Here is a 26,191-nt window from a genome sequence, read left to right on the forward strand (position 1 = left end):
CTTGAGCGTGGCGGATTCGCGCTTCGCCCTGGCGAACTCGGCCGCCAGCTTCTTGGTGGGGGTGTCGGTCGCGGCCATCTGCCGCGCTAGCGCCGCGACGCGCGCCTGTGCCTGCGTCATCTCGGCCTCGGTCGAGCGCAGGCCGGTCTTCAGTTCGCGGAAGCCGTTGATATCGGCCTGGGCGCGATCGAGATCGCGAAGCCGATCGCGGGTGGCCCTCAACTCGCGCGCCGCCTTGGCCGAACCGCCGGCGATCTCGCGCAGGGGCCGCGAAACGCGGTCGCCCGCCTCGAGGAGCATGCGGATGCGAAGATTGCGGTCCATGGGCGTCCTTCACCGCTTCTCGGAATTCGTGCGGCGCTCGGCCTGGGCGCGCCATTGCATCAGATCGGGCAGGGACATCGGGTCCATGGCTGGCGGCTGCCAATGAAAGACAACCGCCAGATCGGCCATGACGTCCTCTACTCGGTTTGGGAGGCTGCCTGCTTCGCGGCCGTCGGCAGCAAAAAATCCATTACCTCGCCGCCGAACTGCATCAGATCGGCGGGATCCATGGTGGCGTTCTGCAGGATGACCGGCGTGGTGATGCGTGGCGCAAGCTTATGCAGCGCATCGACGTCGAGCTGCGATAGCGCCATCAGCGTGAGGCCGCGCAGCTCGCCCGATCCGGGCTTGCGTACCATGATTTCGGTGCCCTTGGAGATCGAGACCTGCTCGCCGAGCTTCACGTCTTCATCGAGGACGAACTTGCGGATCTTCGGCTCGTTGCCCTGGGTGGAGTTCGTTTCCATCGATCAGATCCTCAGAAGCCGCCGAGGGCAGCGCGATGCGCAGCCATCAGATCCACGCCGTTGACGATCTCGGTCCCGCCCAGGATGTCGATCTCGATCTCCGTGCGACCGTTCCAGACTTCCTTGTAATAGGCGCAGGCGGTCTTGACCTTGAAGTCGCCGACCTCCCCGGACTGTTGCTCGCCGCGGTCGATTTCTTCGTGACGCCCGCGCGCCACGACTTCGACCGTAGTGATCTCGCCGGTGTCGTCATTCTCGTAGGAGCCGACCCAGCGGATCTGCACGCCGGTGAGCGAGGGCAGGCCGTATTGGCGCAGGATCTCGCGGATCGGGCCGCCATAGGTGTGCTCGATGTCGAGATCGTCGCCGCCGCCCATATCGAGCTTGGCTGGTCGGTTCATGCCGCCGCCGCGCCAGGCCTCGAACTTTCGATCGAGGTTTGGGAGCTTCATCGACTTGGTTTCGCCGGCATAGCCAATGCCGTCGATGATGGTGGTCATGATCTTCAGTTTGCGGGGCAGGCCCATGTCGGTTCTCCAGCGACGGGAAGGTTAAGCGGCGGCGGCGACCAGCTCGGCAAAGTCGGCGAGGTAATCCTCGGTGATTTCCTGGCGGAACAGGAGGTTCTCAAGCGGCGGGCACGGCGTGTATTTGTAGCGGATCAGCAGCTTGCCGGCCTTGAGGTTGCCGACCGGATTGAGATCGGCGTCGTACCAGGCCACTGCGCCGAGGATGAAGCCCGCGCGGGTGAGCTGACGGAAGGTCTCGTTGATGCGCTCGATGATGTCGCTGGCGAGGCCGGGGGTGAGCGGCTTGTCGATTGCCCAGATCAGGCCCTTGGCGACGGAGTCGGCGAGCACCTGTGCAGTGCGCGTGGCGCTTTCGAATACGAAGTCCTTGCCGATGTCAGTCACCGGATCCGCGCAGGTGCGGTTGCCCCAGAAGCGCAGCGCGCCGTTGATGCTCACGATCGTAGTGACGCCGGCTTCGTTGAGCTGGTTTGCCTCGGTATCGACCGACTGGAAATCGAACTCGATATCCTGCGTGGTGCCCAACACGCCCTCGACGGGCACGTTGGAAAGAGTCTTGTGCCAGCCCTGCTCTTCGTCGATTCGTGCGCGAAGGCCGAGCGCGTGCGCGACCGCCGGGCTCGACTTGCTGCCGCCAGCGCCATTAGAAACGAGGAAGTCGGGGGCGATCAACATCAGCTCGCGCTGGTCGAACTGCTCACGATACTCGATCAGATCTTCGATCGTATCGCCCTGGGCGCGGGCATAAGCGAAGGCGCGCAGCTTCCTGGCAGTTGCTGCCAGTTCCTCGGCCACGGCCTCGGTGTCGAGCCCTGGAGCGCCGAGGATACGGGGCTTGATGCCGAGTTGGGTCTCGGCGCCGAGCAGGAGGCGGATGCCCGCAATGACGTTGGCTTCGGTAGCTTCTTCCTCGGAGACTTCGCCAGCGGCGACTCCCGGCGCGACGCGCACGAGAACGATCGGCGTGCGGACCTGGCCGGCGATGGCTTCGAGCGCGCTCTTGATCGTGCCGGTGGCTCCGGCCTTTTCGATTGCCCCGAGGATCGCGGAGGGCGCGATTCTGACGCGGGTGTTAAGCGGGAAGGCAGCACCATCCGCAGCGGGGCCGGTGACCACCAGGCCGATGGTGGCCGTGGCGACGATCGCGAGCGTCCGCGCGGTGCTGGCGACCTCGGTAACGCTGATTCCGTGCTGAAACGACATGGGTTTCCTCTCAGGTAAAAAGGGCGCTCTGCGCGCGGACGGGAAGTGAGAAGCTGACGGGCGTGCGGCGACCCGTGGCGTCGCGGGCGACGCCGTCGATCGCCAGCTCGTAGGCGCCGGGCACGGCTGCGCCGCCCAGCGTGACTCGAGTAAGGCGCAGGCGCGGCTCCTGGCGTGTGAGCGCCAGCGCAGTCGCGGCATAAAGCTGCAGGCGCGTGAGGGCGTTCATCGGCTGATCGAGCAGCTCAGGCAGCAGCGAACCATAGTCGCGGCGGCAACAGCGCGTACCGATTGGCGTACCGAGGATGTCGCCAACGGACTGACGCAGATGCTCCATCCCTGCCAGGGGCCTGCCAGTCAGGCGGTCCATGCCGTTCACTGCGGCGTCCCCGAGATGCCGCCGCCGGGCTGCACCTGAGTGTGCTTGTGTTGCTTTAGGCTGACGCTTCCCGCTTTGACGTCGTCGTCGCTCGCGATCTCGCCATCCGCGTGGAGCTTGGCGTCGAATTGCGCGTCGCCGGTAACGGTGAGCTTGCCATCGATCTCGACGTCGCAGACCAGCCTGGCAGTTCCCCCGTCGGGCAGCACCACGTCAAGCTTATGCGCCTCGGGATCGTAGGAAAGCTTGGCGCCATCGGCGAAGGTGAGGACGACAGTGCGGGTGTTGCCGGGTGCCGGGTTGGCGTCGCTGGGCAGGCCGCGCAGCACCATGCCGCCTAGAGTGTCGCCTTCGGGAGCAAGGAGAAGCACCTGCTCTCCGATGCTGGGCGGCGCCCAGATATGCGTGTCGCCGGCGGCGCCGGTGAGCCAGGGAACGTCGGGGGATTCGAGGTCACCGATGGCGACTCGGCACGTGCCTTCCTCGAGATCGACCGAGACGATCGTGCCAAGGCGCAGCATGTCGCCCAAAAGGCGCTGAAGATCGGCAGGGTCGCTCACGGGGCCGTTATGGCGGTGGCCAGCGAAAGGTGCCTCGACCCCTCCTTGTAGAAAGGCTTTCTACAAACGGATCAGTAGTGACCGCCTGGCAATGTCGCTCGCGGATGGGGCCGTAAGGCTGGGTTCAAGCGACCAGCGCGCGCAGCTGATCGAGGCGGGCGGCGATAGTCGCGAGATTGGCCTGGAGAGCCGCGCGGAATTCTTCGTTGGCGGCGGGGTCGTAGATCGCCGAGCGACGATGCGCGGTGCCGCCGACATCGAGCACCGGGGTGGCGTAGATCCACTCGGGCGCAAATGCAGGGACCGTGATCGTGGTGAGAATGCCGCTCCGGACATTGAGAACGGGCTTGGGGGTGAAGTCGCCCGCGCCCTGGACGTCGATCTGGAAGGCGGCATCGCCGAGCCAGGGCGCCAGCGCATCGGCGTAAAGGGCAGCTTCGCCTTCCATTCGGGCGACCTGGAGGCTGAGGATCTGAACGTCGTTCATTGCATTTTCCTAGGCCGAAGCGATTTGCAGCCAGTCGGCGGCGGAAGAAGTGCCGATCGCCTTATAGATCTTGCCGCCCGTGGTATCGAAAAGCTCTGCGCCGACGCGCGACGGCGCGAAGCCAGGGGCCGCTCCACCCAGCTCCAGCTCGATCTGTCCGCCCTTGATCGCCGCTGCGTTAGCGACAGGCTTCACAATCGCGCTTCCGCGCACATTGCGGATGTCGGCGAAGGCAACGGAGCTCGCGACCGAGACGATATGATAATTTGCGCCCTCGTCACCCTCGAAGCCAATATCGCGCACGATTGCCTGCTCCGCGTCCTGGATGATGATCGCAATGTCGGGAGCACCCGGATCGCCATTGCCGTCGGCATCGATACCGAGCGCCCGCACGGATGCGACATGTTCAGAGATGAGGAGGTTCTTCGGGTTATCTTCAAACGCGCATTTGATCCTCGCGACCCCGCCGCCCTGATTGTATTGGGCGCCGCCGCTATTATCGAGCTCAACGGCAAAGTTGCCGCTGGCCTGGTTGGATCTGCGGACAGTGAGGCCGCTGCGCAGATCGAGCTTGGCGAGGCCGCGGGCTCTTACCGCAGCCTGGCCGCAATTGGTGACGAGCCCGGTAGCATCCAGCGAAGGTTTTCCCTCGGCCGTCGAGAGCAGGAAATAACCCGCTCGGGCCGGGGCGTCGATGCGAAGATCGCGCGCCAGCAAGCTGCCTGCACCGGTGATTCGCACCGAATTGCCTTCGAGCTGGTTGGGATCGCTGTATTCGGTGGGGTTCCGCGTGCGGGACAGCCGCCCGCCAATGACCTGCGCGCCGGGGGTGGAGATGAACAAGTCCGAACCCCAATTGCTGTCGAAGCGGGGGTTGATGACCGTGCAGCGGGCGTCGAGCTGACGGCCGGCCAGGCTCGGGGCGAACGGATCGCATTCGATCGACATGCCGCCACAGGCGCCGGCGGGGTGGTCGCCGTCATTGTTGCCGTTGTTCCACGACTGAAAGTTATCCCAGACGTTGCCCGTGGAATTGTAATTACCGCCGCCGAACCCGCGATTGCCGCTCGCTTCGCAATGCCGCACCATGATGCGCGATTGCCTAGTCAGATTGTCCTCATCCGTTGGATTATCCGAGTGCATCGCCACCCAAGGGAAATCGAGCGTGATGCCGTTGTCGAACTCGGAATTGTGACCGGCCGAAAAAGTGATCAGGCCGCGACGCCCCTGCTGAACCTTGATGCCGTTGACTACGCCGTCGGTAGCGATGACGCGATCGATCTCGAAATTGTCTGGCCACATGAACAGGACAGGGGTGGGCGTGTAGAGAGCGAACTCATATTCGTAGCCCGTAACATTCTGCTTGTTGCCGTGGATCTCGCAGAAATTTGGCGAGGAAAGACGAACGTTCCGGATCGGCTCGAAATCCGTGTCGTTCTTGAAGACGATAGCTGGGGCGGCGATAATGTCGCCGTTCTCGTTGCGCTTTTGGATCTTGAGCTTGTGCCTATACTCAAATTCGATGTCGTCAAAGTTGATCAACACACTGTCCGAAAGCTTCATCCACGCCCCCGTGGGCATCGCATCCGTTATCATCTTGCGCTTAACGCCAACGGTCGCTCGCAGCACTGCAAGGCAGCGATCATGCGCGGGAAACCAGTCGTCACCATCTTCGGGTTCATAGTAAGCCTGGACGTATTCCACCCGCTCGCGGCTGTTGACTTCGGCAAAGACGGTTCGCCCCGTGACGGGCATGCGGACGTCCTCGGCGGTCTCCCGCTTCCAAGCGCCCTCGGGGAGCGGGGCATGCTCGCTCTCGACGATGAGGAGATCGTCGGCCTGGCCGGCGAAGTCGCCCTCGGTCCAGGTGTAATTGGCCTGGTCGAAGATCATCGTGCCGTTTGCGAGCGGGGCGAGCTTTAGCGCGACCAGGTCGGCGGCGACATTGCCGGCGGGGCCGGGATCGCCCTTCATCCATTCAGGCAGCAGCGGCTGAAGCCAGAGGCGGAATTGCTCGAAGGTCGCGCCTTTGGTCTCGCCGCCCTGGACTAGCGGGAAGCGCTCGGCGCCGGTGAGACCGGTAGCTGCGAGGAGCTGGGACAGCTTCATGATCAGACTCGCATGATGAAGTGAAGCGCAAGCGAAGGCTGGGTGACGTCCATGGTCGCGCCGTGCTGGTGGGGCGGCACGGCCTCGATCGACAGCGCGAGATCGGCCGCATTGTCGGTTCCTCCCGTTAGCGTGACGTCGTGATCGTGGCCCGGATCGACCAGGCCCGCGGTGTTTACCGCTTGTCCCGAGCCGCCGCCGGCGACGTCGCCGCGCAGGGGGGCGCTGACATACGCGCCGGTGAGGCTCGTTTGCGCGCTACCGGTGAGGGAGACGCCGTGGTTATGCGCCGGCAGCGTTCCGCTAGGCGTATGAGCGCCGTCGGCCGTCGTGTTTACCGTCTTGCTGGTCGCGCCGAAGGCAGAGCCTAGGGCGTGCGTACCGCTGACGCCGACAGGGACGCGGTCGCGCAGATCCGGCGTGGTGACATTCCCTGCGCCATCGCTGCGCGCAACGGTCTGCCCATTACAGATCGCCCAGCCGATCGCGATGTCGGCCGGGGCGCCCCACCACATCTTTACGGTGCCGATCTTGTCATTCGCGTACAGCGCCGCCTCGATCGCCGCCGCCAGCCCGGCTGGCGTGATCGCGCGGGTTACGTCCTCGCCCTCCAGCGCCTCGGCTTCCGTCGCCAGTTCGACGACGCCCCTGGTGGCGGTTGTCGCCGGCGGATTCAGGAAATCGGTGTTGCCAAAGGTGAGCGCATTGATGTCTGCCGTCGGGAAGGCGATGTCGATCGCGATCAGAACCGTCGAGAGAAGGGACTTTTCGACGATGATCTGTGGCTGGCCGTACACCGCGAAGAGCGTCCCGTCGGCCAGGAATAGTCCGAAACCGCGAACCGAATATGTCATCGCCGCTTCATCGCGCACTACCAAGTGGACGATATTATCGCCGACAGTGTCGCCCGAGAGCGTGTCGATGCGGCGAAACTCGCCGGGCAGGGCAGTCAGCGTGGGAGACGCGACGAACTCGTCATCGGTGAAGCCGATCTCAGAGATCGTCAGATCGACGTCGCCGTCGAGCTGCGCCGCGGTGAAACGCTCAAGCCCGGCGGTCGTGATGGTGAGTGAGAGCGCAGGTGCCGTCATGCTACGTCCTCAAGGAAGGCGCCGGTTTCGGCCTGGAGCGGCTCACCGGTCTCGGCCTGCAGGAAGTCCTCCCAAGGCTGGCTGTCATCAACGGTGAGCGCGGTGTCCTGGCGGACGTAATTGGCGGCGCGGAGAGCAGACTGGATGCCGATCAGTCCGCCGGTAAGCAGCTGCTGCACCACTTGGAAATGCTCGCGCAGCGGCTTCACTCGGGAGACCTCGCGCAGGATCTTCTCTGCGAAGGCTGCAGTCGCGCGCGTGCCGCCGGGGGCGATCCCGCCGACCGTGACCAAAGGCAGAATGATTTCGAAGGTGTTGGGGACGCCACTGCCGCCTTCCTCGTGCCATTCGAGTAGCTGCAGCAGCGCGTCGAAGCGCTCGAGCACGCGCTCGACCGCAATCGGCGTGCCCTTGAGGCGATGGTCGGCGATCGAGCTGGCGACGGCGCTGCGCTTGGTCTGCTCTGACCAAGCCGAATCCCAAGTATCGACCGACAAGGCCCAGGCCAGCCAGGGTAGCTGCTCGATCGGGCAGGCCGAGGCATCCCAGAGATCGAGCAGCGGCATAGGCACGTCGGAAACGCGCGCCGATGCTTGGGCGAGCGCTTGCTCCAGCGGCGAGGAAGCCGGGGGAAGCAGTGGCGAACTATTCGGCATAGCCACCATGGCCGACGCTGATCTCGGTGCAATGGGCCGCCTGCGTAGGGCCGCAGATAACGTCGGCTGACGGCTCCGCCAGGATGACGCGCTGCACACCGGCCACCATCAGCGCCGCGATCAGCCCCGAAGTGGTAATGTCCCGCCCGAGCCTGCGGCTTTCGTCAAGATAGGCCAGCAATCGCGCTTCCGCCGCCGCCAAGACGACGTTCAAGTCGGGGCCGGAGAAGGTGTGAAGCGTCGCATCGATCGTGAATTGGAGGATCTCCGCCGAGGCCACCGTCACTAGGTCGCCAAGGGGCCGGATCGCGCGATCGTTTACGATCGCCTCGACAGCGGCGAGGGTGTCTGCCGGCGCCGTACCGTCGCCAGCGCGAGACAGGACGCTGACCAAAACCTCGCCGGGTGCGGGGGAGATGGCGCTGGCGTCTAGCACGTCGCCATCGGCGGATTTGGCGTGGAAGACATAGGCCAGTTCGGGCCCTGCAACCGAGAAGCTTTCCGCGGCCAATACGATGCGCTGGCGGAGCGCGTCGTCGCTCTCAAATGTTGGAGCCACATCCTGGCTCGGCTCGCCGGGATGAAGGACGAGGCGGCCGACGCCGACGAGGGCGGCGAGATTATCGAGATTGGCGCCCGTCGCGTAAGCCACCATCAACTGCAGGGCGCGATCGTTAAATTGCTGGCGCAGGAGCATTTCGCGATAGGCGAAGACTTCAAGGATCTTGACCGCCGGATCGGAAGCGACCGTGGCATCGAAAGCGGGCAGGAGCTGGGGCTGCCGGATCAGATCGAGCAGGTCCGCGAAGATCATATCGAACGATAGCTGCTCGATCACCGTCGGCGCGGGAAGGCGCGACAGGTCTACGGCAGTGGAGCTGGCGAGAATATCGGGCATCGCCGCCATGTCGCGGCGGTGGTGTGGGGTGGGCTAGCGTGTCGGCTTGTAGAGATAGTCTCTACAAGCGCGCGAACGTCTCGATTGAGGCATGCGAAGCTGATAGGGCTGCCGCGTGATCGATACGCTCCCGCGCGGCCTAAGCCCCGAGTTGCTAGAATTCTGCAGCTCAATTTCGCCCGAGCGCCCCAAATTCGTCCGCTCAACCCCGCTGCAGGATGCTGGCCCATCCGCATGCTTTTTGAATGTAGCGCGGAGAGTGCTTGCCCGTGGTGGCGGCACCGCTTTTGGCTGGGCCGTGTGGCACGTCCGAGGCGCATATTTCGAAGCTGAGCACCACGGCATCTGGCGCAAGCCTGGCGGGGAGCTGCTCGATGTGAGCCCCCAATTAAATGGCTACCGCAAGATCCTGTTTCTTCCCGATCCGAAAGCCTTCTATGACCCCGGCGCCTTTCGTCCCAACGTCATGAAGGCCGAGTCCGGCAGCGTGTTAGGCGAGGCATTCGTTGCGACCGCCTTGCGACGCTATGAGATACTAAATGCAGTCCGGCCGCCGGGGATAGTCGAGCCTATCGTGCCGCAGCTTACGGCCGAGGATGCTCTAGAGATCGCCCAGCTTGACGCCAGGCTACGACAGCTGTTCGCGGAACTCGGGCAATCTCAATGATTGTCCAGCGATGTGCCGCGGGAGTTCACTGGTCCGCGATGTGCGCGAGCACCAGGTCAACCATCGTGCCACGTTCGGCCTCAGTGAGTCCGAGCAGTTCGCGCTTAGGATAGCGCACGGCGCGCGCGCGCGGGGCGGGGCGATCGGGGCGCCCTTCCTGGTGAACCCATGCGATCTCGGCCGCGCGACCGCTGAAGCCTACCCAGGCCTCGCCATCGGTAGCGCCACTGCGAAGGTTCCGACCGTTGCGCAGCTTGCGGAACATCGCCTTCTGGCGGATCGAGCCGCGCCTGCGCAGGCGCCCCTTGCCCCCAGCGACGTCGGAAGTGGGTAGCCACTTGGCGACCTTGTCCCAGAAGAAGCTGCGTATCTCGCCAGCCTCCTGGTCGAAGCCGGTCAGAAGCGGTCCCTGGCGCACCCAGCTTGCCATGGTGACAAGGCGGGGCTCGGCCGCGCCCTTGGGATAGAGGAATCGGAGGGGATAGGCGCCGGGCGCAGGCGGGTCCTTGGGCTTGCGCGGTGCGAAAGCGGATCCATCGGGCGCGCGCTGGCGCGCGATGCGCTCGCGCTGGCTCGTGGCGATCTGGCGCGCGACCGTTCGCATGATGCGCCGACGCTCCCCACCTGACACACTGCGAAGCATGGCGCCGCACAGCTCTTCGATCCGCTCGAGGCCGCCGTCTGCCATGCTCAGGCTGCCGGCTCTGGGTCTATGACGGGGAAGCGGAGGGTTGCGCTCTCGGCGTCGAATGCTGGGGCTGGGTTCGCATCGCCAAGGTGCTTGACCTGGTACTTGCCGTTATTGCCCTGCGAGACGAGCACGCGCTCGGACAAGTCGAGGAAGATCGAGACGTCCGCGGTCTCGGCGTCGAGGATCTCGGACTCGTATTTGATCGGCTCGTGGGGGTCGCGCTCGAGCAGTTCCGGCTCGGCCTGCTGGATCCAGATCAGGATGGGCAGGATCAGCGCGTCGATATCGCCGGCATAGTCCTGCACGACCAAGTTAAGGGAATAGCGATATTGGAAGGAAAGCGAGCCGGTGGCGCGCGCGAGCACCTTCCCCTTGTCGATGAACATCGACAGGATCTCGGGGTTAGCCTTGATCGCGGGCACCTGGGCGAGCAGCGCCTTGCGTAACGATGCGGGCTTGTGAAGCATGCTAGTCCGCTCCCACGGCGCGCGGGCAATCAGCGCGCAGCGTCATGCCCTGCGAGGCGAGCACCTTGCACTGCAGGGCGACGTAATCGAGGCGAAGCTTGCCCGCGACGTCGTACAGGTCGAGCTGGCTGGCGAGCGCTAGGCTTCCGTCCTGGCCGCCGTCGCTATTGCGGCGCGGCAGGGGAAGGCGCGCCGGCGTCTGCAGGTCCGACGCCGGGATTTGCGCCATTGGCTGTGGCGGCGGCGGACTCGAGGAGCTGCACGCCGTCAGCATCGATGCAGACATTGCGATAGACAGGGCGCTCAGTGACGGTGTTGGTTTCACGATAAATCTCCCGCATGGATCCGGCTCGAGCCGCCTCTGCCCTGGCCTGGCCGGCGCCGAGCTGATCGACCTTCAATTCCCGGCCGGCGCGCTCGAGCAGCACCGCAGCGGCGATCTCGGCCTGCTTGTCGCGCTCGATGGCGGCGCCATCGCTTCGGCCATAAGCATAACTCCCGCCGAGCAGCGCGAGAGCGACGATCGCCAGCAATATCCAGCCGCCGGGCTTCATGCCGAACGGCCCGTGCGCATCATCTTCTCGAGGCGGAGCGCGCGCGCACCGACCTGGCGATGCCAGAGCGATGCCCGCATGCCCGCCTCGGCGCCCACCCAATCGCCCGCCTGCACCTTGGCCAGCGTGTTCTTGAAGGTGAGCAGCGTTCCGATGCCCATGTTGAAGCACATATTGAGCAGCACGCGCTGGCGGACATCGTCGAGCGTTCGCCACCAAGGCAGCTTGCGATCGAGATCGGCCTCGCTGCGCTTGATATCGTTGGCGAAGAGATGATCGGACTGGGCCTGGGTGATGCCGTCGCGGATGGCACTCGCCTTGGATATACCGAGCAGGCGCGTTTCTTCGGCGGAGATGCCGACATCGTCGAGATTGCGGCCCTTGCCAATCGACAGCTTGCCCGCGGTGCAGCGATAGACCTTGAGCTTGTCGCCTTCGTCCCGAGCAATTTCCCGCGCAAGCGCGCCACGATCGTAGTTCATGCCCTCTTTCCCTTGAGACTGTGCGAATTGCGTGAGCGTTTCGGATCCTCGATCAGCACCGACTGCGCGCCGGCGCATGCCGCGCGCAGCAACTCGGCCGCAGAGCGCACTCCTTGGCCGCCGGGCATTGTTTCGAGCCTAGCCGGCATCGACCGGGCTCCCGGTGATCTTGATCGCCAGCGCCATGAGGGCACCGGACAGGGCCTTGTCGGTAGCGAGGCGATCCTTGTCATAGGACAGGCGCTGCTCGTCGAGTTCGCGGCGCTCGGCGCGATCTTCCTTGCGTTGCTGGAGGAGGATCCAGCACATGATCCCGAAGGGACCGGCATTGGCTAGGGCAGCGATCAGCGTGTTGGTGTCCATGATCAGTCCCAGAGATTGACGAGGGTTCGGGTTTGCGGCGCAGCGGCCGCGTCCAAGGGAATTACGACGGGCGTGCCGAGCGGGAGTACCGCGCCAAGATCGGCGAGCCCCGGATTGGCGGCCAGAACGCCGGCGAGCGCGGGCGGGCCGAGGCGACGCTCGCGCCAGAGCAAGGCGTCGAGCGTGTCGCCCTGGCGGGCGTGGACGGTGTCGGCCATCAGATCAGCTCCACGACGGTGCGACCTTCGCCGAGCAGATCGCGCACGGCATGAATCATGTCGCGGCGCAGCTCGCTGATCGCCGAATCCATTTCATCGACCTGGCGCTGCCCGGCGCCGGTCAGGTCGATATCGCGGTAGCGCTCGACCAGCTCGACCTTTGCGGCTGCGCCGATGGCGGCGGAGTAAAGCTGCACAAATTCGCTCTTGCCGTCGATCTCGGGTGCAGGGACGTCGGCGAGGCTGCTATGGCCTGCGGCCGAGTGCCCCGCCCTGAATGCCGTGAGCTGCCGATTGACGGTCATGATTGCGCGCACGATCGCTCCGCGAAGGCGCTCAGGCGTGACGGCCTCGCGGATCCTGAAATCCTTGCGGATCGCGACGGGATCGATGTCGGTAAACCAGCCATCATTGGTGACGACAGCTTCGGGCGCCGGATCCGCGGGCGAGGTCGGCGTAGTGTCGAAGACGAAGTCGCTCACGGCGCCAGCACCAAGGCGGGCAGTTGAGTCACCACGACAATGAGCAGCGCCAGCGAGAAGCAGGCGACGGCGGTGCCCGCAACCTGGGCGTCGCGATTGTCGCTGGTGACGAGGGCCGCGGCGCCGCCGAGCGTGCCGAGCACCGCCGCGGCGAAGCCGATCAGCAGCACGATAAGGGCAAAGGCATATCCGAGCGGCGACATGGTTTCCTCTTCTCGCCGCCGGTTACGGGGGTGGGGATCGGGATCAGACGCGGCCCACAGGCCGAAGCCCCTCCCGCGCTGCGCGATCCGCCCCCGAGCGCCGGGGGCGAGCTTATGCGCCGGTTCTCGCCGGCTGTTTCTTGGGCGGCGCGAGAAGCTTCTCGAGGCGCGTGATGCGATCCTTGGCGCCCACGCGCGGGTTGAGCGCCACGGCGCGGCGAAGGGTCTCAAGAGCAAGCGCGGCGGCGGCAGCGCGCGGGAGCGGTTCGAGCTCTTCATTATCAACGGGGCGCATCTGCTCGACGCCGATGGCTTTCTTGAGCTTGGCGCGGATCTGATCGTGCATGTCCGCCGTGGCGGTCAGCTCATCGATCCGGTTTAGGGTCGGGAGATCGAAGGCAGCGCCGGCCTGCTGAAGCTTGAGCGCGGCTTCGGCGATCTCCTCGACGATCAGCGCCGGCGCGCTGCGATCGTAGCGGGCGGGGAGCGAGAGCTTGTGGGCGAGCATGTGCTCGACCAGGGGCATCGCGGCGGCGAAGTCGCCGGTATCGATGCGCCAGATCATGATAGTGGGCAGCACGTCTTCCTCGACACCGACGCCGGCGGCGAGCAGCCCCTCGACCCATGCGGCATATTCGGGCAGCATTTCGCGCTTGGCGTCGATCTTGCGCTCGATCGATGCGATATCGCGAAGCCGGCGGAGATCAGTCTGCAGGCGCAGGTTGATCTGGGCGGCGCCGCGCTCTTCGGGTGTGCCGGGGATGGCCTCGGGTGAAAGCGCGGGGGTCGCCGCGGCGGAAATTGCGACCGCGGCGGCGAGGGTGCGGGCAATATGATCGCGAGCAAGGCTCGCACGCCCGCCTTCGATTGGTGCCTGCTCGGGTTGCCCGCCCGTCTCAACAGGAGCGACCGCCGTTTCAGACTGTGCTGCCAGGAATGCTTCCCGGTGTGCGCGTGCGAGGCTCATTGCGGTTCCTTTAGGACGGGCGGACTAGCGGCGGGGGAAGCGGGCCGATCAGGCCGGCTTCTTGCCCATGACGATGTTTTCGACGAGCGCGCAGAGGCCGTAATCCTCCACGACATAGGCCTCGTTGACGCTCTCGTAGTTTTCGATCTGGTCGAGCGCGGGCTCGTCCTTGACCATGCGGCGGCGGCTGCCTTCCTGCTCATAGATCGACAGGTTATCGAGCCGGGTGATCAGCAGCTTGCCGGCGGGGAAGCCGGGAACGCGCACTGCCTGCAGGCCGCCGATCTTCTTGGTAGAGAGCAGGACGTCACGCGCGAGCTGCTCGGTCGCCTTGTCGCCGGCGGCGTTGACGATGTTGAAATATTTGTCGTGGACCAGGTCGCGGCCGCAGATCACGACCAACTCCGTATCGTCACGGTTCCACTCGTCGAGCAACTCAATCGCGTCGAAGACCAGGGCGTCGAGATTGACGTAATCGACCTGCGTATCCGTGCCTTCGGCAACATAGATCGCCTTGGTCGGATCGGTGGTCAGGCCGCCATCAGCGAGGACGCGCGATGCGGCGAAGGTGCGGATCTTGTAAAGCCAGCCCTTGTTGACGTCCTGGAGCAGCGGGTTGGCGCCGCGATCGGTGGTCGCGGCAACCGAGGTGCCATTCCAGCCAATGAGGATGCGATCGAGACCCTGACGCTTGAGGATCGCGTTGCGGATGAGCGTCTGGAATTCCTTGCGATGCGCCCAGGCGTCGAGCGTCGCATATTTGATGGCAGTGTCGAAGTTCGTCTTTTCGCAGCGATAGCGCCCACCGTCACTGGTGTCGGTCGCCGGGGTCGGCGTGCGGCGCGTGCCGTTCGCGGTGTTGACACGTCCCGCGATCGTGCGGGTAATGCCGACGCCAACCTTATCGCCTTCCTGCTCGGGAACCGTGATGACGTTGATCGTCGACAGGAATTCGCTCTGCGACTGCTGAACCTCGATGAGGCGCTGCACGACGGCGGGATCGACCGAAAAAGTCTCGGCTGCGGAGGGGACGCTGCTGAGCAGAGCGATCTGGGAGACGAAGGCGTTGAAGAGGACGCGGGTGGGATTGCGCATTTTGGACTCCTGGCGGAACGAAATTTCGGCGGGCGGGCGATCAGCAGTCGGTGACGAGGGCGCCGGTCCCGCCGGAGGCCGGCGGGCGCGTGAAGCTGCTGTCAGGCGTCTTCTCGAGCTTGCCCTCAAGTGCGGCGAACTTCCCATCGAGAGCGGTCTGAGCCTGCGTGAGGGGAGCGATTGCAGCGGCAATCGACTTGGTGACGGTTTCGCCCATCGCCGTGGCGAAGGCGGCGAAATTGTCGTTGGCGGGTTCCTTGACGGGCTCTTCCTTGACCGGGCCGGCATCGCCGCCTTTGAACTTGGCAGTGAGTGCCGAGAAGAATCCGGCGATCGCGCTCTCGACCTTGGCGGAATCTGCAGCGGGGGCTTCGAAACCGAACTCGATCGCATCGGTAGCTGCGGAGAACAGCGTCCCCGGTGCCGAGCGGGAGAATTGAAGCTTCTCGGTGCCGATGCTGGCGGGCGTGTCGGTAAAGGCGAGGCCGACCAGGCCGAACTTGCCGCTGCCGGCATAGTCAGGGGTGAGTTCCACTGACGGGAACGGCTTCTGATCCTTGCCCGAGAGCGTGACGAGCTGATCGTTGGCGTCGACTTGCGCGTAGAGCGCGCGGCGCTTTTCCGTCTTGCCGGCGATATTGATATCGTCCGTCTGCGCTTTCACTGCGCAGACATCCCCATAGCCATTGAAAGGCGGTTCCGGGCTGTAGCCCGAGATATGCTCGATGTTGATGCGTGGGGAATAGGTGGCAACGTCGAAGGTCGTGACCGCGTCGTCGATCATCTGGGCAGTTACGGTGCGGCCGTCACTGATCGTCTGACCTTCAACGAAGGCGCGGAAGAACTTGCTCTTGGTGCCCATGGCGGTGCGTTCCCTCGGATCTGCTCAAATTCTGGCGACACAGGGTCGCGCTGACTGGGCGAAAGGGGACGAAGGCGGACGGCTTCTCAAGCTGGCAGGCTTGTAGAGACGGTTTCTACAAGGGCGGCTGCTCAATGCCGGCGGCGTGGCGTGGCTAGGTTCCGCGCCGATGAACAAGCTTCCGCCCGACACTGGCATGCACCTGCCGGCAAACACGTTCCCGATCCCGATCACGGCGGATCGCTGGGCGCGCAGCCTGTATTGGGCCGGATGGGGCGTCACCCAGATCGCCGGCGAGCTCGACAACCTCGGCTACCGCAACGACGAGACTGGAAACGCTTATGCGCGATCGACGATCGAGGCGTGGAAGCAGCGCCAGGGCTGGGATAAAACCAGCCCGCTCGATCGCGTCGAGAACACCGCCGAAATGCGGCTCAGCCGCCTGATCCTTAAGGAACAGAAGACCGGCGCCGACTATAAGGAAATCGACCTGCTGATGCGGGCGATCGTGATGGCCGCGCGGGTGCGGCGTTACGAAGCGCCGGGAGGGCATGAGGGCGATCTCAACGAGAAGATCGCCAATCGCAATGCCGGCGACCGCAAGGCGGGCAAGAAAAAGAACCACTTCACGGCCGAGCAGGTCGAGGAACTGGAGCGCATCTTCCATGCCGAGCTGTTCGGCTATCAGGAGGATTGGTGGAGCGCGAAGGATCAGCGCACCCGCATGATCCTGAAATCGCGCCAGATCGGCGCGACCTGGTATTTCGCCCGCGAGGCGTTGCTCGACGCACTGCGCGGCGGCGGCAATCAGATCTTCCTCTCGGCATCGAAGAACCAGGCGCACATCTTCCGCGGCTATATCATCCAGTTCGCGGCGCGCGTCGGCGTGAAGCTGCAGGGCGACCCGATCGTGATCACCGCCGACACGATGCCCGAAGGCGAGCCGGCGGCCGAGCTGATCTTCCTGGGCACCAACGCCCGCACTGCGCAGGGCTATCACGGCAATTTCTATTTCGACGAGTTCTTCTGGACCTATGGCTTCGAGGAGCTGAACAAGGTCGCCAGCGCCATGGCGATGCACAAGCGCTGGCGCCGGACCTATTTCTCGACGCCGTCGAGCGTGGCGCACCAGGCGCATCCCTATTGGACCGGCGACCGCCGCAACCGGCGCGTGAAGAAGGCCGATCGGGTGGAGATCGACACCGGCCATGCCCGCTTGCAGCGCGGCGTGCTGTGCGAGGACAATGTGTGGCGCCAGATCGTGACGATCGAGGACGCGGGGGCGCGCGGATGCGACCTGTTCGACGTGGAAGAGCTGCGCATCGAATATGCGCCCGACGAATTCGCCAATCTGCTGATGTGCCAGTTCGTCGATGACAGCCTCTCGGCATTCAAGTTCAACGAGCTGCAGCGCGCGACAGTCGATTCGGGAGTCGATTGGCTCGATGTGGATCTGTTGGCCAAGCGGCCCGTCGGCAATCGCGAGGTTTGGGCCGGTTACGATCCGCAGGAGAGCGAGGACGGCGATAATGCGGCGCTGGTGATCGCGCTGCCGCCCCTGAGCCCGACGGGCAAATTCCGGCTGCTCGAGCGTTACCAGCTGCGCGGACTCGACTTCCAGGCGCAGGCCGAATTCATCCGCGAGCGGCTGAAGCGCTACAACTGCACCTATCTGGGCATCGACGCGATGGGCGTGGGCGCCGCGGTCTATCAGCTGCTCCGCGACGACATGCGCGGCGTGGTGAAGATCGAATATTCGCTCGAAACCAAGGCGGCGATGGTGATGAAGGCGCAGCACAGCTTCGCCCGCCAGCGCATCGAGTTCGACGCCGGCTGGATCGATGTGCAGTCATCGTTCCTGTCGATCAAGAAGGCCCTGACCGGAAGCGGCCGCGCGATCACGTTCAAGGCGAGCCGCAGCGAAGATATCGGCCACGCCGACCTGGCCTGGGCCGTCATGCACATTCTCATCAACGAACCCCTGGACGGCAGAGCGCGGCCAAAGACGCGCATGGAGATTATCGATGGCGAAGCCGACGAAAGCGAAGCGACTGAGCAGGGCGGCAGCGGCGGCGGCCTCACATGGGGCCATCGAGGGGGGAGCGATCGTGGCGAACTCGAGCAGCGAATCGACGGCACTGGCATTCAGCTTCGGGGATCCGGAGCCGGTGCTCGATCGCCGGCAGATCATGGACATGCTGGAATGCCCGCACAATGGCCGCTGGTACGAGCCCCCCATTCCCGTCGATGGACTGGCCCGCGCGTTCCGCGTGTCGCCTCACCACAGCTCTGCTATCTACCTCAAGCGCAATTTGCTCGTCTCTGCGTTCAAGCCCTCGCCGCTGCTTAGCCGCGCCACGTTCGAAGCGTTCGTCCAGGACTATCTCGTTTTCGGGTTTGCGTTCCTCGAGGAGCGGCGCAACGTGCTGGGCGGCGCTTTTCGATATGAGCACGCGCTGGCCAAATATACGCGCCGCGGCGTGCAGGCCGGCCGCTTCTTCTTCGTGCCGGGCTACAATAAGGAGACCGAGTTTCGCGCCGGCAGCGTGCGGATGCTGATGCAGCCCGACGTGAACCAGGAGATCTATGGCGTGCCCGAATATCTGAGCGCGCTCCAGTCGGCGTTGCTCAACGAGGCCGCGACGCTGTTTCGCCGGCGCTATTACCTGAACGGCAGCCATGCCGGGTACATCCTCTACGCCACGGGCGATATCGACGAGAATGACACCAGGGCCCTGCGGGAAGCCCTGCGCAAATCGAAGGGGCCGGGCAATTTCAAGAATTTGTTCGTCCATGCGCCGGGCGGGAAGGAAGGCAGCCTGAAGATCCTGCCGATCGCCGAAGTGGGCGCGAAAGACGAGTTTCTCGGCATCAAAAATGCGACGCGCGACGACGTGCTCGCCGCGCACCGCACGCCGCCGCAGATCCTGGGCATCGTGCCGGCGCAGGGTTCGAGCGGCTTCGGCAACCCGGTCGATGCGATGCGCATGTTCGCATGGGCCGAAATACTGCCGATCATGCGGCGGATGTATCAAGTCAATGAGGATCTGGGGCGCGAGCTGATCGCCTTCGACGAGCCGGAGAACCCTTTGAGCAAAGCAGCTTGAGAATACCCCCGCTCGGCACGTGGCCAAGCGGGGGCAAGTCGGGTGGCGGCCCGGCTCACCGACGAGAATACGCTCTCCACGACAGATAGGCCAGTCGGCCGTCCCGCACCCGATTTGCATCGGGCGGGATTCCAGAAGAGCGAGATTTCCTACATGTCCAGTAGTTTAGTTCGTCCTGTCGCACCCGCGGCGGGCTATATCGGCGGCAAGCGCAACCTTGCCGGCCGTCTGACGCGCATGATCGACCGTGTGGAGTGCGACGCCTATGCCGAAGCCTTTGTGGGCATGGGCGGGATATTCCTGCGCCGGCGCATGCGGCCGAAGGCCGAGATCATCAACGATATCTCGGGCGACGTCGCCACGCTGTTTCGCGTGCTCCAGGAGCATTATCCTTATCTGATCGACATGCTGCGCTTTCGCGTGGCGAGCCGGGCCGAATTCGAGCGCCTCAACGCTCTGCCAGCGGCGCGGTTGACCGATCTGCAGCGCGCGGCGCGGTTTCTGTACCTCCAGCGCCTTGCGTTTGGCGGGAAGGTCAGCGGGCGCAATTTCGGCGTTGATGTCAGCCAGGGAGCGCGGTTTAATGTCTCGAAGCTCGAGCCGATGCTGGGCGAAATCCATGAGCGGCTCGCGGGCGTGGTGATCGAGCAATTACCCTATGGGGAATTTATTCGGCGCTACGATCGGCCCGGTACGCTGTTCTATCTCGATCCACCTTATTGGGGATGCGAGACGGACTATGGCCAGGATGTATTCGCGCGGGCCGATTTCGAGGCCATGGCCGCGCAACTGCGCGAGATCCGGGGGCGGTTCCTGATGTCGATCAATGACACCGCGGGTGTGCGGGAGACCTTCAGCGGCTTCCACATGCTCGAGTTCGATACGACCTACACGGTCGGCCGCGGCGCCGCGTCAAAGGTCGCCGAGCTGGTGATTGCCAATTTCGATCCGGCAGCGGACGATGGGGCATGCGCAGACGCCGGTTGATCGCGATTGAATTGACAGTCCTCATCATCCTCCAGCTGGCGGGCTGGGGGATGCTCATTGCGTCGGCGATTGGCTCCCACCTTTGACATCGAGCGCTCCGGTCAGGGAAGGTGCTTGGCATCGATCGGCGCGCCGCGCTCGATCAGCCTTTCGACAATGCGCCGATATTGCCCGCGACAGTTTCGCCACGGCCCGCGCCGCTTTGCCGTTGCCGCGTCCCAGAAGTCAGTGAGAAGCTGGTGATCTTCGACCATGGGACGCAGGACATGCAGCGCGAGGCGGACATAGATCGTGCCGACAGGTTCGGTCACCGACAGCGCCGTTGCTTCGTGAAGGATTTGTAGAGCAAGGTTGAGCAGCGCATGGCGATGCGCCCGCCTTCGCGCCCGTCGCTCGCCGAACGGGATGATCTGCAGGTCGATCAGCGGCGCCGGGCAGTTACGCGGGCATTTGACCGCATAGCGCGCGGTGAACCAGTTGGTGTTACCGCCGTTGCGCTCCACCTCTTCGATCAGCGCGTCGAGCTCCCACACTTGTTCGGTCTTGCAGCCGCGGCAGATGACGTTGATCTGCGCCTCCACGCGGCGAAGGTCGGAAAGGGACTTAGGCGGCCCGACCATGAAGTCAGGCTCCCCAATCCGGTGCTGGCGGGTCTACCCATTCACAATGATCGAACTCGGCGCGGTCGATCGGGGTAGGCAAGGCAGGCTCTCCCCCGCCGAAGCGAGCACGGATGCTCGCCACGCTTCCCCGCAACTCCTGAAATACGGCAGCGCATTCCTCGCCAGCGCGCAGCCAGGACCCGACCAGGCCGCAGCGCTCGGCGGTGAGATATCCGAGCTGGATACCGCGTTCGCTATACACGGCGATAGCGCGCGGATCCTTTGGGTTTTTCGGCTCGAGGCGCAGTTCGACCCGATCACCGGGGGCGCAAAGCTCAGCCTCGAATCGTCGGCTGCTCTTGTCGAGGTTTGGATAGGCCAGGCCGACGACGGCGAGGCTGAGTTCGCGGCCACTACGAGCTGTAGGATATTGGAACATAAGTAGAACGCACCTATGTGGAGGGCGCCCGATTCGGCAAGGAGATTGTTTGATGGCGCCCGAATATCGCACCGACACGGAAGTGCGCGCCGCGCTGCGCGTGCTCATCGATCGGCGCGGCCTGCATAGGCAGGAACTATCGCGCGTGCTCGGCAAGGCACCTGGCTACGTTCACGACTTCCTCGAGCGTGGGGCGCCGCAGCGGCTCGAGGTAGCCGACGCGGCGCGGCTGGCGCGATACATGGGCATCGACGCTATCGAGCTGGGCGTGACGCCGGGGCAGGCCGAGGTCTGAACCTGCGACCCCACGGGCGGCGCTTTTCCCCCCGCCTCGCCCGCGGGCTAAATATGTGGTTTTCGACGCAGCAAGTATCCTCTGAGGACGCCGCTGAGGAGAATTGTGATTTGCGTGATGCGATATGACGCACCCAGCGGGCCTTGGCGCCACGTCCGTTTCTTTGGCACGATCCATGCCCTGCTCCCCCTGGAGAGCAGCCGAAGCGGCCACAGCCGCTTCGTCCCGAAAGTCGTGAGACTAACCGGTCGTGCCTTTGTGCGTTGCGCTTGGGGGGACTTCCACATTGCTGGAGCATCGCCGCAGGCGATTCCTCATATATTATCCTTCAGAGCCCGGATTCTGACCGCCCGGTGAATTCGCGTTACTGAGAGACGCGCCGAGGCGGTCGAGAGCTGCCGCCAGTTGGGGATCAGACACGCGAGCGCTGCCCTGTTTGGCTAGGGGAAGGCCGTCAAGCATCGCATTGGTCGCGGCGCGATCCTCCGCCCGACGGGCGCAATCGTCGTCTGGCGGGGGGCCTACGCCGATCAGCCGCCGGATAAGATCGGCGGCAAACTTAGGCAGCTTCGTGACGTCGAAGCCATAGGCGTTGGAGATCTGCTTTACCTGCGGGCCGTAGCCGCCGGCATTTTCAGTCGGCTCGGTGCGGCGGATCCACGTCAAAAAGCCGTGTTCCCTCAGCCTGGCCATTGCCGCTACCACCGCGGCGCGCGCGCGCCGGATGTTTCTCGCTACCGTTTCGATCGAGGGAAAGAGCGCGCCGGTCTTATAATCGACCAGCCGGAGCAACTCGCGGAGCACTTCAAGCCCGACGTGACCGAGGGCGCCGTTGCGCTTTCCCTCAGCTTTCTTCATCCGGTCGTACCGCTCGGCCGCCTGCATCATTGCGCCGATCCAGCGGCGGGCGCCGCGGCTGGTGCCATCTGCGATCGGACGCCACACTTGGCGCTCACGTTCCCCAATGTGAAAGCTGTTCGGCCGCACAGGCTGACCGGTGCGGCGGATCTTGGCTGTGCCGGCCGGAGCAATGCTGTCATGTAGCTGGGCCGCGAGATCTGCGAAGGTCCGCGCGGTCATGCCCGGGCTCCCGTCGCCGGGGCTACCGTCGAGAGTTGGCGATCAGGGTGTCTGCCGGTTCGGCGTCCTTCATCAGAAGGTCGGCCCAGGCCTGGGCGATCATGCGCCGGCGCGGCATGTATGCCGCCCTGTTGTAAACGGCCTCCACGTCGTCCGGCATGTGTGCCAGCATCAGATCGATTACGGCGCGATCGCCCTGTCGATCGCGCGCCGCTGCCGCCTCGTTCATGATCGTCGAGAAGCTGCTCCTCCACCCGTGCGGCACGTGGATCCCGGTGAACCCCGAGGCCCGATAGAATTTGCTGACGGTGGAATTGCTGATCGGCGAGTGCGAATCCTTCCAAGCTGGGAACAGGAAGGTCTTGCTGGGGGACAGCTGCATCGCCAGCTTCACAACCTCGACGGCCTGTTTCGACAGCGGGATGACGAACTCGAACGACACATCCCGCTTGCGTTCGCGGGTGAGCTTCATTTTCAGGGCGGGTATGCGCCAGATGGGAGCCTTGCCGTCGAGATCCTCGAATTCGCTGCGCTCCGCTCGCTCCACGACACCGGGCCGGGCAGCCGTGAGGGCGAGCAGCCGCGAGGCAAGTTTCGTCGCCCAATAGCTTGGCCTGGTCTCGGTGTGGGCCAGCATCGCCCGCAAGGGCTCGATCTTCCTTATTGCTGGCCGCAGACGCGTATCGATCGGCACCAGCGCGCGCTGGATGATTGCCGCGGGATCGTTGGCGCAACGACCAGTCGAGATGCCGTGGACGAATACCTCCGAGACATGCCCTCGGACGCGGTGCGCCATATTCAAGCTGCCCTTCGCCTCGATCGCGCGGATTACTTTCAGCACCATTGGCGCCGTGATCTCGGTGATCGCGACGCCGCCCAGCTCGCGAAAGACGTGGGTCTCGAGGCGGCTGAGAATCGCCTTCCCGTACTTGGGCACAAGCGCGAGAGACTTCTGCCGATGATACTCGCGCGCGATCAATTCGAAAGTGTTGGCTGAGGCCGACGAAGCCGCGGCGGCTTCCTGCTTCTTGCGGACGCCGGGATCGATCCCCTGCTTCAGCAATCGGCGAGCCGAGTCCCGCGCTTCCCGCGCTTCCTCTAGCGTCATTTCCGGGTACATGCCGAAGACCAGCTTCCGCTCGATCTTGCCCGCCTTGCCCCCGAGCCGATCTCCAAAGCGGTATTTGAAGCGCCAAGACTTCGCACCCGTTGTGGTGACGAATAGGTAGAGGCCAAGCGAATCGGCTATTTTGTACGCGCGATCCCGATTCTTCGCCTTCCGCACCTGTAAATCGGTCAGCAAAGCCGGCCCCCGATAAAGCCCCCAGATTGGGGGCCCTTCCCTGATCGTGCATGATCGCGCATGATCGTTTTGTGTGGGGTAAGTGGAGGAAACGCAAGGCGATTTGATCGCCCATGATCGCCCCTGATTGGTGGCCTTGGATGCCCCGTGAGGATTCGAACCTCAATAGACGGAGTCAGAGTCCGTAGTCTTACCATTAGACGACGGGGCATCGGCCAGCGCGACGGCGCGACGGGCAGGCCGGGCGAAATAGGGCGGGCTTTCGGGTGTGTCAACGCTGGCGCGGCGGCGCTCGCCTTGCCGCGCGGCAGACTCTTCGCTAGGCCGTGGTTCAAGCACGGACGGGCCGCATCGGCCCGCGACCGAACCAGAACATAAGCGAGTGAAGACAGATGGGGGATGGCTCCGCCAACATGCCCCGCGCCGGGGGCTCCGAGCCCTTCGGAATGCCCCCGCCCCAGGAACGCCAGCCCCGCGCGCGCTGGCCGGAATCGCGCCATTATGCCGCGCTCGATCTGGGCACCAATAATTGCCGCCTGCTCATCGCGCGCCCGCAGGGCGGCGGCTTTGCCGTGGTCGATGCGTTCTCGCGGATCGTCCGGCTGGGCGAAGGGCTTGCGACCAGCGGACGATTGTCGGACGCTGCGATCGAGCGAACGCTCGCCGCGCTCAAGGTGTGCGCCGAGAAATTGAAGCGCCGCAACGTGACGCTCGCGCGCTCGGTCGCGACCGAAGCCTGCCGGCAGGCTTCGAACGGCGCCGAATTCATCGAGCGCGTCTATCGCGAAACCGGGATCGCGCTCGATATCATCACTGCCGAAGAGGAAGCGCGGCTCGCGGTTCTCGGCTGCCACGCCCTGCTCGAGCCCGGCGACGGCCCCGCGATCGTGTTCGACATTGGCGGCGGATCCACCGAATTGGTGCTCGTCGATTCGCAGGTCCCGGTCCCCCGCATCCTCGACTGGCACAGCGCGCCTTGGGGTGTGGTCTCGCTCACCGAGGCAGTGGGAGAGGCCGCACCGGGCGCGCACGGACTTGCCGATCTTTACGCCGATATGTGCGCACGCGTGAAAGCCAGCTTCGCGCCCTTTGCCGATCGGCTCCAGCCGCCGGTGGGGACGCCGCGGCTGCTCGGCACCAGCGGGACGGTGACCACGCTCGCCAGCGTCCATCTGGGTCTTGCCGCTTATGATCGCTCCGCAGTCGACGGGCTGATCGTTCCTACCCAGGCGATGCGCGAAGTAAGCACCAGGCTGGCGGGCATGACGCTGGCCGAGCGCGGCCAGGTGCCGTGCATCGGCAGCGAGCGCGCCGATCTGGTGGTGGCGGGCTGCGCGATTCTCGAGACGATCCTCGATCTGTGGCCCGCGCAGCGCCTTGGCATCGCCGATCGTGGCATCCGCGAAGGCATTTTGCGCCGGCTGATGAACGGGCGGATGTTGTGAGTAGAGGCGGAGCCAGGGGCCACACTCGCGTCAAGACTTCGCGCGGGCGGACGCCGCAATCGAACCGCTGGCTGGAGCGCCAGCTGAACGACCCCTATGTGAAAAAGGCCAAGGCGGAGGGCTATCGCAGCCGCGCGGCCTATAAATTGACCGAGCTCGACGAGAAGTTCGGCTTTCTGAAGGGCGCCAAACGCGTCGTCGATCTGGGCCTGGCGCCGGGCGGCTGGACGCAGGTGATCCGGCGCAAGCTGCCCAAGGCGGCGATCGTAGGCATCGATTTACTCCCGGTCGATCCGATCGAGGGGGCGACGATTCTCCAGATGGATTTCATGGACGATGCCGCGCCGGACAGGCTGATCGAGGCGCTGGGCGGTCAGCCCGACCTGGTTATCTCGGACATGGCGGCGAACACGGTGGGCCATCCCCAGACCGACGCACTGCGCACCATGGCGCTGGTCGAGCTCGCGCTCGATTTCGCGGTCCGGCAGCTTGAGCCCGGCGGAACGTTCGTCTCGAAGGTCTTCGCCGGCGGCGCGGATTCGGCGATGGTGGCTGAGCTCAAGCGCAATTTCACGACCGTGAAACATGCGAAGCCACCTGCCAGCCGCAAGGGCTCGGTTGAATGGTTCGTGGTGGCGCAAGGCTTCAAGGGTCGCGCCGAATAGCTGACAAACTTTTGCGACAGCTGGGGTCCATTACATCCGCAATGCCCGAATTTGCGGGCGATTCTCAGGAGTTGATCCATGAAGAAGCTGCTTTTCGGCACCCTGCTCGGTACGGCCTTGCTTGGGGGTGCTGCCCAGGCGAGCGCGCAGGACCGCCCGCAGATGTTTCCCGATCCCAATGGCGACGGTGTCACGACCAAGGATGAAATGGTGGCGGCCAGCGAAGCGCGTTTCGCGGGGCTCGATACCGACAAGAACGGCAAGCTCAGCACTGCGGAGCGCCAGGCGGGCGCCGGCGCTGGCGGCGGCAATGGTGGTGGTAATGGCGGCGGGGGCGGCCGCGGCATGGGCCGCGCCGACACCGATGGCGATGGGCTGATCTCGCTTGAGGAAATGCGGGCGTCGGCTGGCATGCGCTTCGATCGCATGGACGCCAACAAGGACGGCAAGATCGACGCGACCGAAATCGAAGCCGCGCGCGCACGCCAGCAGCAGCGGTCCGGCAATTAAGCG

Annotated in this window: 35 protein-coding genes, 1 tRNA gene and 1 pseudogene; 9 read left to right on the plus strand and 28 right to left on the minus strand. The window is 64.6% G+C overall.

The window, feature by feature from the left end; genetic code table 11:
• The 12 genes and pseudogenes from VF617_RS05335 to VF617_RS05390 form a co-directional block, all read right to left on the minus strand.
• Window positions 1–324: pseudogene (locus VF617_RS05335) on the minus strand (phage tail tape measure protein); the annotation flags it as partial.
• A gap of 9 nt (window positions 325–333) precedes the next feature.
• Window positions 334–453: a GpE family phage tail protein gene (locus VF617_RS05340; protein WP_331013836.1), complete on the minus strand. Its 120-nt coding sequence runs from the start codon at window positions 451–453 to the stop codon at window positions 334–336.
• A gap of 8 nt (window positions 454–461) precedes the next feature.
• A complete protein-coding gene (locus VF617_RS05345) occupies window positions 462–791 on the minus strand; it encodes a phage tail assembly protein (RefSeq protein ID WP_331013837.1) in 330 nt (109 codons plus the stop codon).
• A gap of 11 nt (window positions 792–802) precedes the next feature.
• Window positions 803–1,318: a phage major tail tube protein gene (locus tag VF617_RS05350; protein WP_331013838.1), complete on the minus strand. Its 516-nt coding sequence runs from the start codon at window positions 1,316–1,318 to the stop codon at window positions 803–805.
• A gap of 24 nt (window positions 1,319–1,342) precedes the next feature.
• Window positions 1,343–2,524: a phage tail sheath subtilisin-like domain-containing protein gene (locus tag VF617_RS05355; RefSeq protein ID WP_331013839.1), complete on the minus strand. Its 1,182-nt coding sequence runs from the start codon at window positions 2,522–2,524 to the stop codon at window positions 1,343–1,345.
• Window positions 2,525–2,534: 10 nt separating this feature from the next.
• Window positions 2,535–2,894, minus strand: coding sequence for a GPW/gp25 family protein (locus VF617_RS05360; RefSeq protein ID WP_331013840.1), 360 nt, complete (start codon window positions 2,892–2,894; stop codon window positions 2,535–2,537).
• A 5-nt stretch (window positions 2,895–2,899) separates the two neighbouring features.
• The gene (locus tag VF617_RS05365; RefSeq protein WP_331013841.1) at window positions 2,900–3,463 is read right to left on the minus strand and encodes a phage baseplate assembly protein V; all 564 of its coding nucleotides are present in this window, start codon (window positions 3,461–3,463) and stop codon (window positions 2,900–2,902) included.
• A gap of 124 nt (window positions 3,464–3,587) precedes the next feature.
• Window positions 3,588–3,950, minus strand: coding sequence for a hypothetical protein (locus tag VF617_RS05370; protein ID WP_331013842.1), 363 nt, complete (start codon window positions 3,948–3,950; stop codon window positions 3,588–3,590).
• 9 nt (window positions 3,951–3,959) lie between these two features.
• Window positions 3,960–6,059 carry a hypothetical protein gene (locus VF617_RS05375; RefSeq protein WP_331013843.1) on the minus strand — a complete coding sequence of 700 codons (2,100 nt, stop codon included), beginning with the start codon at window positions 6,057–6,059 and terminating at the stop codon, window positions 3,960–3,962.
• 2 nt (window positions 6,060–6,061) lie between these two features.
• Entirely contained in the window at window positions 6,062–7,150 is a 1,089-nt protein-coding gene (locus VF617_RS05380; protein WP_331013844.1) for a hypothetical protein, read from the minus strand.
• The gene (locus VF617_RS05385; RefSeq protein WP_331013845.1) at window positions 7,147–7,806 is read right to left on the minus strand and encodes a phage tail protein I; all 660 of its coding nucleotides are present in this window, start codon (window positions 7,804–7,806) and stop codon (window positions 7,147–7,149) included. The genes VF617_RS05380 and VF617_RS05385 overlap by 4 nt, the downstream gene beginning before the upstream one ends.
• Window positions 7,796–8,704 carry a baseplate assembly protein gene (locus VF617_RS05390; protein WP_331013846.1) on the minus strand — a complete coding sequence of 303 codons (909 nt, stop codon included), beginning with the start codon at window positions 8,702–8,704 and terminating at the stop codon, window positions 7,796–7,798. The genes VF617_RS05385 and VF617_RS05390 overlap by 11 nt, the downstream gene beginning before the upstream one ends.
• A 115-nt stretch (window positions 8,705–8,819) precedes the next feature.
• Here VF617_RS05390 and VF617_RS05395 point away from each other — a divergent pair, with 115 nt between their 5' ends.
• Window positions 8,820–9,371 carry a hypothetical protein gene (locus VF617_RS05395; RefSeq protein WP_331013847.1) on the plus strand — a complete coding sequence of 184 codons (552 nt, stop codon included), beginning with the start codon at window positions 8,820–8,822 and terminating at the stop codon, window positions 9,369–9,371.
• A 25-nt stretch (window positions 9,372–9,396) separates the two neighbouring features.
• On the opposite strand, the gene VF617_RS05400 is transcribed toward VF617_RS05395, so the two are convergent.
• Together VF617_RS05400 and VF617_RS05405 are read right to left on the minus strand one after the other, a co-directional pair.
• Complete coding sequence (locus VF617_RS05400; protein WP_331013848.1) at window positions 9,397–10,059, minus strand: phage virion morphogenesis protein; 663 nt, start codon at window positions 10,057–10,059, stop codon at window positions 9,397–9,399.
• A gap of 2 nt (window positions 10,060–10,061) precedes the next feature.
• Window positions 10,062–10,529, minus strand: a complete 468-nt coding sequence (locus VF617_RS05405) for a phage tail protein (protein ID WP_331013849.1) — start codon at window positions 10,527–10,529, stop codon at window positions 10,062–10,064.
• Between VF617_RS05405 and VF617_RS05410 the strand changes: the two genes are divergently transcribed.
• Window positions 10,528–10,671: a hypothetical protein gene (locus VF617_RS05410; RefSeq protein WP_331013850.1), complete on the plus strand. Its 144-nt coding sequence runs from the start codon at window positions 10,528–10,530 to the stop codon at window positions 10,669–10,671. The two genes, VF617_RS05405 and VF617_RS05410, sit on opposite strands and share 2 nt — an antisense overlap.
• Window positions 10,672–10,693: 22 nt before the next feature.
• Here the strand turns inward: VF617_RS05410 and VF617_RS05415 are convergent, their stop codons facing one another.
• The 9 genes from VF617_RS05415 to VF617_RS05455 form a co-directional block, all read right to left on the minus strand.
• Entirely contained in the window at window positions 10,694–11,083 is a 390-nt protein-coding gene (locus VF617_RS05415) for a hypothetical protein (RefSeq protein ID WP_331013851.1), read from the minus strand.
• Window positions 11,080–11,565: a glycoside hydrolase family protein gene (locus VF617_RS05420; protein WP_331013852.1), complete on the minus strand. Its 486-nt coding sequence runs from the start codon at window positions 11,563–11,565 to the stop codon at window positions 11,080–11,082. The genes VF617_RS05415 and VF617_RS05420 overlap by 4 nt, the downstream gene beginning before the upstream one ends.
• Before the next feature lie 138 nt (window positions 11,566–11,703).
• Window positions 11,704–11,928, minus strand: a complete 225-nt coding sequence (locus VF617_RS05425) for a hypothetical protein (RefSeq protein WP_331013853.1) — start codon at window positions 11,926–11,928, stop codon at window positions 11,704–11,706.
• A 2-nt stretch (window positions 11,929–11,930) separates the two neighbouring features.
• On the minus strand, window positions 11,931–12,146 hold the full coding sequence (locus VF617_RS05430) for a tail protein X (protein WP_331013854.1): 216 nt from the start codon (window positions 12,144–12,146) through the stop codon (window positions 11,931–11,933).
• A complete protein-coding gene (locus tag VF617_RS05435) occupies window positions 12,146–12,628 on the minus strand; it encodes a head completion/stabilization protein (RefSeq protein ID WP_331013855.1) in 483 nt (160 codons plus the stop codon). The genes VF617_RS05430 and VF617_RS05435 overlap by 1 nt, the downstream gene beginning before the upstream one ends.
• Window positions 12,625–12,831: a hypothetical protein gene (locus tag VF617_RS05440; protein ID WP_331013856.1), complete on the minus strand. Its 207-nt coding sequence runs from the start codon at window positions 12,829–12,831 to the stop codon at window positions 12,625–12,627. Before VF617_RS05440 ends, VF617_RS05435 begins: the two co-directional genes overlap by 4 nt.
• 112 nt (window positions 12,832–12,943) lie before the next feature.
• Window positions 12,944–13,798: a phage terminase small subunit gene (gene gpM / locus VF617_RS05445; RefSeq protein ID WP_331013857.1), complete on the minus strand. Its 855-nt coding sequence runs from the start codon at window positions 13,796–13,798 to the stop codon at window positions 12,944–12,946.
• 48 nt (window positions 13,799–13,846) lie between these two features.
• On the minus strand, window positions 13,847–14,893 hold the full coding sequence (locus VF617_RS05450; RefSeq protein ID WP_331013858.1) for a phage major capsid protein, P2 family: 1,047 nt from the start codon (window positions 14,891–14,893) through the stop codon (window positions 13,847–13,849).
• A gap of 40 nt (window positions 14,894–14,933) precedes the next feature.
• The gene (locus VF617_RS05455) at window positions 14,934–15,755 is read right to left on the minus strand and encodes a GPO family capsid scaffolding protein (RefSeq protein ID WP_331013859.1); all 822 of its coding nucleotides are present in this window, start codon (window positions 15,753–15,755) and stop codon (window positions 14,934–14,936) included.
• A gap of 169 nt (window positions 15,756–15,924) precedes the next feature.
• Between VF617_RS05455 and VF617_RS05460 the strand changes: the two genes are divergently transcribed.
• From VF617_RS05460 to VF617_RS05470, 3 genes are all read left to right on the plus strand, one after another.
• A complete protein-coding gene (locus VF617_RS05460; protein ID WP_414713959.1) occupies window positions 15,925–18,105 on the plus strand; it encodes a terminase large subunit domain-containing protein in 2,181 nt (726 codons plus the stop codon).
• Window positions 18,026–18,862, plus strand: coding sequence for a phage portal protein (locus VF617_RS05465; RefSeq protein WP_414713960.1), 837 nt, complete (start codon window positions 18,026–18,028; stop codon window positions 18,860–18,862). Before VF617_RS05460 ends, VF617_RS05465 begins: the two co-directional genes overlap by 80 nt.
• Window positions 18,863–19,015: 153 nt before the next feature.
• Window positions 19,016–19,849 (plus strand): DNA adenine methylase, encoded by an 834-nt coding sequence (locus VF617_RS05470; protein WP_331013861.1) that lies wholly within the window; start codon window positions 19,016–19,018, stop codon window positions 19,847–19,849.
• Window positions 19,850–19,950: 101 nt separating this feature from the next.
• Here VF617_RS05470 and VF617_RS05475 read toward each other — a convergent pair whose 3' ends face one another.
• Entirely contained in the window at window positions 19,951–20,430 is a 480-nt protein-coding gene (locus tag VF617_RS05475; protein WP_331013862.1) for a hypothetical protein, read from the minus strand.
• A 43-nt stretch (window positions 20,431–20,473) separates the two neighbouring features.
• Window positions 20,474–20,998, minus strand: coding sequence for an HIRAN domain-containing protein (locus tag VF617_RS05480; RefSeq protein ID WP_331013863.1), 525 nt, complete (start codon window positions 20,996–20,998; stop codon window positions 20,474–20,476).
• On the opposite strand from VF617_RS05480, the gene VF617_RS05485 reads away from it, so the two are divergent.
• A complete protein-coding gene (locus VF617_RS05485) occupies window positions 20,943–21,185 on the plus strand; it encodes a hypothetical protein (protein ID WP_331014024.1) in 243 nt (80 codons plus the stop codon). The two genes, VF617_RS05480 and VF617_RS05485, sit on opposite strands and share 56 nt — an antisense overlap.
• A 321-nt stretch (window positions 21,186–21,506) precedes the next feature.
• Here the strand turns inward: VF617_RS05485 and VF617_RS05490 are convergent, their stop codons facing one another.
• The 3 genes from VF617_RS05490 to VF617_RS05500 all read right to left on the minus strand — a co-directional run bounded on the left by VF617_RS05490 (window position 21,507) and on the right by VF617_RS05500 (window position 23,779).
• Window positions 21,507–22,265 (minus strand): hypothetical protein, encoded by a 759-nt coding sequence (locus VF617_RS05490; RefSeq protein WP_331013864.1) that lies wholly within the window; start codon window positions 22,263–22,265, stop codon window positions 21,507–21,509.
• Window positions 22,266–22,287: 22 nt separating this feature from the next.
• A complete protein-coding gene (locus VF617_RS05495) occupies window positions 22,288–23,568 on the minus strand; it encodes a tyrosine-type recombinase/integrase (protein ID WP_331013865.1) in 1,281 nt (426 codons plus the stop codon).
• Between the two features lie 137 nt (window positions 23,569–23,705).
• A tRNA-Gln gene (locus VF617_RS05500) sits at window positions 23,706–23,779 on the minus strand.
• 181 nt (window positions 23,780–23,960) lie between these two features.
• Between VF617_RS05500 and VF617_RS05505 the strand changes: the two genes are divergently transcribed.
• From VF617_RS05505 to VF617_RS05515, 3 genes are all read left to right on the plus strand, one after another.
• Window positions 23,961–25,013 (plus strand): Ppx/GppA phosphatase family protein, encoded by a 1,053-nt coding sequence (locus VF617_RS05505; RefSeq protein WP_414713962.1) that lies wholly within the window; start codon window positions 23,961–23,963, stop codon window positions 25,011–25,013.
• Window positions 25,010–25,678 carry an RlmE family RNA methyltransferase gene (locus VF617_RS05510; RefSeq protein ID WP_331013866.1) on the plus strand — a complete coding sequence of 223 codons (669 nt, stop codon included), beginning with the start codon at window positions 25,010–25,012 and terminating at the stop codon, window positions 25,676–25,678. Before VF617_RS05505 ends, VF617_RS05510 begins: the two co-directional genes overlap by 4 nt.
• Before the next feature lie 78 nt (window positions 25,679–25,756).
• Window positions 25,757–26,188 carry a ca2+ sensor protein gene (locus tag VF617_RS05515; RefSeq protein ID WP_331013867.1) on the plus strand — a complete coding sequence of 144 codons (432 nt, stop codon included), beginning with the start codon at window positions 25,757–25,759 and terminating at the stop codon, window positions 26,186–26,188.
• Window positions 26,189–26,191 lie beyond the last annotated feature (3 nt).

Source organism: Sphingomonas sp. (assembly GCF_036388215.1).
Classification (GTDB): Bacteria; Pseudomonadota; Alphaproteobacteria; order Sphingomonadales; family Sphingomonadaceae; genus Sphingomonas.